The sequence below is a fragment of the Leifsonia sp. KNZ12-8B genome, from assembly GCF_056755495.1.
Window position 1 is genome coordinate 1 of the sequence record NZ_JBPGXM010000180.1, and the last position, 5,455, is coordinate 5,455.

Genomic DNA, 5,455 nt, shown 5'->3' on the forward strand with positions numbered 1-5,455 from the left:
TCACGATCGCGGACCAGCTGGTCGGTCTGAGCGCACCGGTGTATTCGTGGCCGGGTGCGGCTGGGACGTTGGCGCCGAGTCAGAAGGTGACCGCGACGGCGACCTACACCGTCACGCAGCACGACCTGGATGCAGGCTCGATCGCCAACCTGGCGCAGGCGCACGGCACCGCGCCGTCGGGTGCGGGGGTGGACTCGCCGAAGGCGCCCGCCACGGTTCCGCTCGCTCAGACGCCCAGATTGACGCTCACGAAGTCGGTCGTGTCGACCGGAGGAACCGGTGTCGTCGGCGACAACGTGGAGTACGCGTTCACCGTGACGAACGCGGGCAACGTGACGCTGACCGGCGTCGCTGTAACGGATCCGCTGCCCGGCCTCTCCGCACTCACGTATCAGTGGCCGGCCGCACCCGGAGTCCTCCAGCCGGGCCAGCAGGCGACCGCGACCGCGCGCTACACCATCGCGCAGAAGGATGTCGACGCCGGCGCTGTCACCAACGTGGCGACGGCGAAGGGCACCGATCCTGCCGGGCAGCCGGTGCCGAGCAATCCCGGCACGGCGACCGTGCCTTTGACGGTGCAGCCGCAGCTCGACCTCGTGAAGACCGGGGCTCTGGAGAGCGGAGCGACCGGCAAAGCCGACGACCGCGTTCACTTCGGGTTCACGGCCACCAACTCCGGCACGGTGACGCTGTCCGGCGTCTCAATCGCGGACCAATTGCCGAACCTGTCGTCCCTCGCGTACAGCTGGCCGGCGGCGCCGGGCGTACTGCTTCCCGGCCAGGCGGTCACGGCGACGGCGTCCTACACGCTGACGCAGGCCGACGTGGATGCCGGATCGGTCATCAACGTCGCAACCGCGCTCGGGAAGTCGCCATCCGGTACGGACGTCCCCACAGGACCCGCCGAGGCGGTGGTTCCGCTGACGCCCATGCCGCAGCTGGATCTGGTGAAGTCGGCGGCTCTGGCTGCGGGTGCGGTGGGCAAGGCCGGTGACACGGTGAAGTACACGTTCACAGCGACGAACTCCGGAACGGTGACCCTGAACGGTGTCTCCCTGGCGGACCGGCTGGCCGGGCTGTCGAAGCCCGCATACTCGTGGCCGGCTGGCGTGGGCGTGCTGGCGCCGGGGCAGGTGGCGACGGCGACGGCGTCGTACACGTTGACGCAGGCGGATGTGGATTCGGGGTCGGTGATGAACCTCGCGACCGCGCATGGCACGGATCCGACGGGTGGTGGCGTGGATTCGCCGGAGGCTCCGGCGGTGGTGCCGCTGGTTCCGAAGCCGGTGCTGGAGCTGGTGAAGACCGGTGCTCTGGCCGCGGGTGCGACGGGGAAGGCCGGTGACACGGTGGACTTCTCGTTCACGATGACGAACACGGGCACGGTCACTCTGCACGGGGTGTCGATCGCGGACCAGCTGGCAGGCGTCTCCGTGCTCGCTTACACGTGGCCCGGTGTTGCTGGTGAGCTGGCTCCCGGACAGGCCGCGACCGCGACGGCGACGTACGTGCTGACCCAGGCGGATGTGGACGCCGGGTCGGTGAAGAACGTCGCAACCGCGCACGGCACGGACCCCAAGGGCGGCGACGTCCCGTCCGCTCCGGCGGAGGCCATCGTCCCGGTCGCCCCGGCCCCCAAGCTCGAACTGGTCAAGACCGGCGCTCTGGCGGCGGGCGCGACAGGCAAGGCCGGTGACACCCTGGAGTACTCCTTCACGGCGACCAACAGCGGCACCGTGACGTTGTCGGCTGTGTCCATCACTGACCAACTGCCTGGACTTTCGATGATCGGCTATACCTGGCCGGGTGCGGCGGGTGTGCTCACGCCGGGTGAGCAGGTGACTGCGACGGCGACGTATGTCCTGACGCAGGCGGATGTGGATGCCGGTTCGGTGAAGAACGTCGCCACCGTGAACGGGAAGGCGCCGGATGGGACGGACGTGCCGAGCGCTCCGGCCGAGGCTGTCGTGCCGGTCCCGGCTGCGCCGAAGCTCGACCTGGTGAAGTCGGCCGCGCTCGCGGCCGGCGCGACCGGGAAGGCAGGCGACGCGGTGGAGTACACGTTCACGGCCACCAACTCCGGCACGGTGACACTGTCCAACGTCTCGGTCGCCGATCGGCTCGCCGGACTGTCGGTGCTGAGCTATGTCTGGCCCGCGACGGCAGGTGCACTGGCACCGGGTGAGGCGGTCACCGCGACCGCGACCTACACCTTGACGCAGGCCGATGTGGACTCCGGTTCGGTGATGAACGTCGCGACCGCGCATGGCACGGACCCGAAGGGTGGTGGCGTGGATTCGCCGGAGGCTCCGGCGGTGGTTCCGCTGACGCCCAAGCCGGCGCTCGACCTGGTGAAGTCGGCGGCGCTCGCTGCGGGTGCGGTGGGCAAGGCCGGTGACACGGTGAAGTACACGTTCACAGCGACGAACTCCGGAACGGTGACCCTGAACGGTGTCTCCCTGGCGGACCGGCTGGCCGGGCTGTCGAAGCCCGCATACTCGTGGCCGGCTGGCGTGGGCGTGCTGGCGCCGGGGCAGGTGGCGACGGCGACGGCGTCGTACACGTTGACGCAGGCGGATGTGGATTCGGGGTCGGTGATGAACCTCGCGACCGCGCATGGCACGGATCCGACGGGTGGTGGCGTGGATTCGCCGGAGGCTCCGGCGGTGGTGCCGCTTGCTCCGAAGCCGGTGCTGGAGCTGGTGAAGACCGGTGCTCTGGCCGCGGGTGCGACGGGGAAGGCCGGTGACACGGTGGACTTCTCGTTCACGATGACGAACACGGGCACGGTCACTCTGCACGGGGTGTCGATCGCGGACCAGCTCGCAGGCGTCTCCGCGCTCAGCTACAGCTGGCCGGGTGCGACCGGTGTCCTGGCTCCCGGACAGATCGCGACCGCGACGGCGACGTACGTGCTGACCCAGGCGGACGTGGACGCCGGGGGCGTCAGGAACGTCGCGACCGCGCAGGGCAAGGCGCCTAAGGGGGATGACGTGCCGACGGCTCCGGCCGAGGCCATCGTCCCGCTGGTCCCGCATCCGGGGCTCGCCCTGGTGAAGGCCGGCGCCCTAGCTGCTGGTGCTGTCGGCAAGGCCGGTGACACGGTGGAGTACTCCTTCACCGCCACGAACACCGGCACGGTGACGCTCTCCGCGGTCACGATCGCAGATCAGCTGGCCGGGCTGTCCCCGATCGCATACGTCTGGCCCGGTGCCGCTGGTGTGCTGGCTCCGGGCGAGAGCGCGAGCGCGACGGCGACCTATCTGCTGACCCAGGCGGACGTTGACGCTGGTTCGGTCACCAACCTCGCCACCGCAACGGCGACGGCCCCCGACGGTATGGACGTGCCGAGCGCTCCTGCTGAGGCCGTGGTGCCGATCCCGGCTGCGCCGAAGCTCGACCTGGTGAAGTCTGCGGCCCTGGCCGCGGGTGCGACGGCGAAGGCGGGTGAGACGATCGAGTACACGTTCACCGCGACCAACGCAGGAACCGTGACGCTGTCGGCCGTCTCGATCGTCGACCAGCTGGCCGGGCTGTCCGCGCTGAGCTACGCGTGGCCCGGCGCGACACAGGGAGTGCTGGCGCCGGGGGAGGCGGCCACCGCCACCGCGACGTACACGCTGACGCAGGCCGATGTGGACTCCGGCTCGGTGATGAACCTCGCCACCGCCCACGGCGCCGACCCCCACGGCAATCCCGTGGATGGCGGACCGGCCGAGGCCGTGGTCCCGCTCATCCCGCAACCGGGCCTGAGCATCGTCAAGACCGCCACCCTGGCGGACGCCGCCACCGGGCGCGCGGGCGACGAGGTGGACTACGCCTTCACGATCACCAACACCGGCAACGTCACCCTTCGGGGAGTCGCGATCACCGACCAGCTCACGGGCCTGTCGGCCCCGGCGTACGTCTGGCCAGGAGCGGCCGGGGTGCTCGCACCGGGCGAGGAGGCGACGGCCACTGCGGTGTACTCGCTCACTCAGCGCGACGTGGATGCGGGTTCCGTGATGAACAGCGCTATCGCGACGGGGGCATCGCCCGACGGCATCCCGGTGACGAGCGGTCCGTCGGAGGCGGTCGTCCCGATCGTCGCGCAGCCCGGGCTGCTGGTGACCAAGTCGGCCGCTCTCGCAGCGGGAGCATCCGGGATGGCCGGTGACGCCGTGGACTACACCTTCACCGTCGCGAACACCGGCACCGTCACGCTGTCCGGCGTCGCGATCGCCGACGCGCTGCCCGGGCTCTCCGCCCTGCAGTACGCGTGGCCGGCCGAACCGGGCGTCCTGTCGCCCGGTCAGACGGCGACCGCGACCGCGAGCTACACGCTGACGCAGGAGGACGTCGATGCCGGAGCGGTGATGAACACCGCAACCGCGCTCGGCTCGGCGCCCGACGGCTCGCCGGTCCCCGCCGGCCCGGCGGAGGCCGTGGTCCCGGTCGACCCTGAGCCGGGACTGGCGCTGGTGAAGCAGGCGACCCTGGCCGACCCGACGGATGGAGATGTCGGCTCCCTCGTGAACTACACGTTCGCCGCCACCAACATCGGCAACGTCACGCTGACCGGCGTCGTGATCAGCGACGCGCTGGAGGGGCTGTCGCCGCTGGAGTACACCTGGCCAGGTGCCGACGGCGTCCTGAGCCCGGGCCAGACGGTGACGGCCCGCGCCTCGCACACCATCAGCGACGCAGATGTGGACGCCGGGGCCATCTCCAACGTCGCTCACGCGAGCGGCACGGCGCCGGACGGTACGCCCGTGCCGTCGGGCCCCGGTGAGGCCACGGTGCCGCTCCCGGCGCAGAGCGCTCCGGGGCTCAGCGTGACCAAGACGGGTCAGCTCGCGGCGGGTGCCACGGGCCGCGTGGGTGACCGCGTCGAATTCCAGATCACGGTCTCCAACGCGGGCAACGTCACCCTTACCGGCGTCCAGATCGCCGACCCTCTCGACGGTCTCAGCCCTGTCGTGTTCGGCGCGTGGCCGGGAGCACCCGGCACTCTCGAGCCGGGACAGACGATCGTCGCGACGGCGAACTACACCATCACCTCCGTCGACGTCGCCCGCGGCTGGGTGGAGAACACGGCCTGGGCGACCGGCACCGGTCCGAAGGGGCAGCAGGTCGACGGTGCGTCGAACACCGTCCGGATCGCGCTCGCGCCTGAGCCGACGGTGCTGGCCCACACCGGAGCCGACATCCTGCCGCTGGGGCTCGGAGCGTTGAGCCTGCTCCTGGGCGGCCTGTTCCTCTTGGGTATCCGGCGGCGGCGCGCCGCGCAGGGCGCCGCCGCGGAGGGCAGCACCGTGTAGCGCGGCACAAGCGCGGCACAGCGCACCACGGCGCGGCTGCGACGCGGCGCAAGCGGAACGGCCCCGCCCCCCCCCCCGGGCCGGCCCCGCGGCGGGCCCCCCCCCCCCCGCGGGGGGGGGGGCCCCCCCCCCCGGGCCCCCCCCCCCCCCCCCCC

General features: G+C 71.5%; 1 protein-coding gene. It reads left to right on the plus strand.

Annotated features, from left to right (window positions below):
* The first annotated feature begins 5 nt into the window (after window positions 1–5).
* Entirely contained in the window at window positions 6–5,300 is a 5,295-nt protein-coding gene (locus ACR9ZG_RS17645) for a DUF7507 domain-containing protein (protein ID WP_481286150.1), read from the plus strand.
* Window positions 5,301–5,455 lie beyond the last annotated feature (155 nt).